Genomic DNA, 3,015 nt, shown 5'->3' on the forward strand with positions numbered 1-3,015 from the left:
ATTCGCCAATTTTAAAGCCAACAATGTGGAAGGTATAAACTTCTTCTTCTCAATGGCATGAATCGTTTGTCTTGAAACCCCGATTTTTTCCGCCAAATCGGATTGAGACATATCATGGCGAGCCCGCTCTACTTTTATAGTATTTAACATCTTCCCTGCTAAAGCTTGCAATCAAATTCCTAAATCAGTTTACCGAATAGGTTCTCTTCTTAAAAAAATAAATCAACAAAAATCCTGTTACCTCCAACTCCACCAAAAGCGCCGCCTCAATTTTCAGATTTGGATTAATCAAATAAAGCACCATAACCAAAAAAACTGATAAGGCGAAGGTCCAGATAACAGACTCCAAACGGAGTCTTTGAAAATACTCATCATGCACTTTATCCTTGGCCAGTGCATAACAAAACAGCCCCATAATTCCTATAAACGGGCTACCCGATAACTCGTTTCCGAAGCTATCTCCCACATCCAAAGTGAAGGGGTCAATATTACAGCTTTGCTTGCAGCATTAAATCCTGCAATAAATGCTAGGGGTATTCCTGGCATTAATCCGATAAGAAACAACCACACCAATCTTCTTAAAATAATTCGGCAACAACTGTAATTTCATCTACGGATAAAATTATTTAATGAGAAGTTTAGTAAATCAATTGCAGGGCAAAAGAAATCATTTTTAGAGCCCCTACTACGTTACTGTCCGTAAAGACCACGGCAAAATCCAATGATTCAAGAAATGCAATAGGATTGACCGCTATAGCATACATAAGTTCAAAAAATCTAAAAACAACAACTGAGATCATACCCCAAAGAAATAAAGTAATCCCAAGGATATTACTTGAAAAAGGCAATAATGGAAATTTCATAATTTGTTAGGTATAATATACGTTAAGTAAATTTTAGTGGATTAAATGTAAATTAAACTTTACAATTATGAAAATTTTACTGGGATTTTTCCCAATAAAAGCAGTAACAATTTATTTAGAAATAAAGATTCATTATCATAATCTCCTTCATTGATTTCTGAGAATTTAATGGGGTAATTTTGAAATATTATTGCTTCTTACCCTTTCTGCATTAAATAGTAATTATCCGTGGGTTTAGGGTAATAGGAACAAATTGTAAACAAATACCTATCTGCAGGAATATTTTGTTTTCAACAAAAGAGACTTTAAAAGAAGCAGAAGAAAAATGATTCCGGCATTCGTTGAACAAAAAGATTTTTTTATGGAGAACTAGACCTCATTAGAAAACCTATAACTATGGTCATCCCACTACCCCATTTTACCAGGGTGCTAACCATAGAAAATTTGTAAAGAAGGGCTCCAAAAATTCCCCACCCTTGTGGTTCTATTTCATGAGCCCCCCTTGATAAACTTTATGCTGAATTAAATCTAAATGAAGGCAGGAAAAAGATATCCTCTCCTAGCAGACAGCTGCAAAACTAAGTTTCCTCATGTCAGAAAGTTTAGAAAAAATCGTCGTCCTTACAACTCATTGCCTAATGATCAGTTTTTGATCTTCGCCCTTTAGTGAAACTCGAATTCGTTTATTTTGACCACTTTGACTTGCAATTACCCGATTTCCTTCACCCATAATGGAAAGATCAAAATCATTTCGCTGACCTCCCTGTCTTATTTCCGTCTTGTTACGCTGACCCTTACCACTTTGCCTAATATCTAGTTGATTATCAATCCCACTTTGCTGGATGGTTTCAAGAAGCAATTTTTCCCCTTCCTGAAAAATGTTTAACTCATTCCCACTACCTTCCTGCCACAAATGTTGGATCGATCCCCCCCTTTTCTGGACAATGTCTACACGATTGTCACGACCATTCTGTACTACAAAGGATAACATAGAAAAAGGACTTTCTCCTCCAATCTGAGTGATACTGGCCGTATTCCCCGAAACCTCCCTGGAAAATAAACTCCTTTGCCAGATAAAAGCTATATTCCCCCTTCCGCCAAGCTGTAGAATCGCTGCCTCATTGTTTTTACTCTCCTGACCAAAGGAGGCCCCTTGGTCGATGTAGGCAAAATTCCCCAAACCTCCACTCTGGTGCACTAGCGAAAGATTATTCTTACTTTTTCCTCCTTTTGAAACATTTTGATTAATGAAAAGCAAATGCAGACCTCCACTTTGAAGGGCTACAACTTTATTATTGATGCTTTCCCCTCCTTTCCCATTGGTCTTTTGCTGGATGTCTGCATAATTCCCTATACCTGTTTGTAAAAGAAAAGTTTGATTATCCACTGCTCTTGCCCCCTTACTAATGGTGGTATTCACATGAGCAGTATTCCTAATGCCCAGCTGAGCAACAAAAACATGTACTGAATTACCGTTGTGGTCATCTCCGTAGATAGGACTTTGAAGGATTGCATTATTGCGGTTACCCCATTGGTTCACCTGGCTAGAAATGACATTGTTGGTATTGTTATTACCTACTATCTTGCTTTCAAGGGTAGCCCGGTTGAAGTTTCCCTTTTGACTTATCCTGGACTGAATAATATTTGCAGCATTATTGTGCCCTATCACCCCCTGTTTTCCTGACAACTGATTATTTATACCATTCTGCTCCACACCCAACAACAATAGTTGATTGATATTTGAACTCCCTTGAATCCAATTTTGATCTTTAACCAAATGGTTTTTTCCCTCTTGGTTAATAAAGTTCAATAAAAGGTTATGGGTATTTCCAGATCCCTGAATTTTATTGTTATTAATAGCGGTATTCCATGCCCCCTTCTGATGAATTACCCCAATCAGGTGGTTTTCTTGGAATTGGCCCAAACAGGTAAATGCCACAATGACATTAATGATTAGCAATGCAAAAGTTTTTTTCATAGGACAAAAGTGTTTTTACAGTGGTTATTGGATTAGAGCTAGATGAAAGATTTTTCTATTTCAGAATAGGAGGTAATCACAAGTGAAAGGAGAAGGTTAATTTAGGTTTTTAATATACAAGTTCAAAACCTCTTCCGGCCTGGTAGATGTAAGAAAAGATTGGCTAATATATAA

At 37.0% G+C, this 3,015-nt stretch carries 4 protein-coding genes; all 4 read right to left on the reverse strand.

The genetic code is table 11. The features are described from left to right. Positions 1-150, reverse strand: a 150-nt coding sequence (locus tag E1171_RS03755) for a helix-turn-helix transcriptional regulator (RefSeq protein ID WP_155204232.1), incomplete at its 3' end; no start/stop codon positions are given. Positions 151-184: 34 nt separating this feature from the next. Continuing rightward, on the reverse strand, positions 185-466 hold the full coding sequence (locus E1171_RS03760) for a hypothetical protein (protein ID WP_155204234.1): 282 nt from the start codon (positions 464-466) through the stop codon (positions 185-187). Between the two features lie 172 nt (positions 467-638). Continuing rightward, entirely contained in the window at positions 639-863 is a 225-nt protein-coding gene (locus E1171_RS03765) for a hypothetical protein (RefSeq protein WP_155204236.1), read from the reverse strand. A gap of 628 nt (positions 864-1,491) precedes the next feature. Next, a complete protein-coding gene (locus E1171_RS03770) occupies positions 1,492-2,841 on the reverse strand; it encodes a hypothetical protein (protein ID WP_155204238.1) in 1,350 nt (449 codons plus the stop codon). Positions 2,842-3,015 lie beyond the last annotated feature (174 nt).

This window comes from Xanthovirga aplysinae, assembly GCF_009711365.1.
Taxonomy (GTDB): domain Bacteria; phylum Bacteroidota; class Bacteroidia; order Cytophagales; family Cyclobacteriaceae; genus Xanthovirga; species Xanthovirga aplysinae.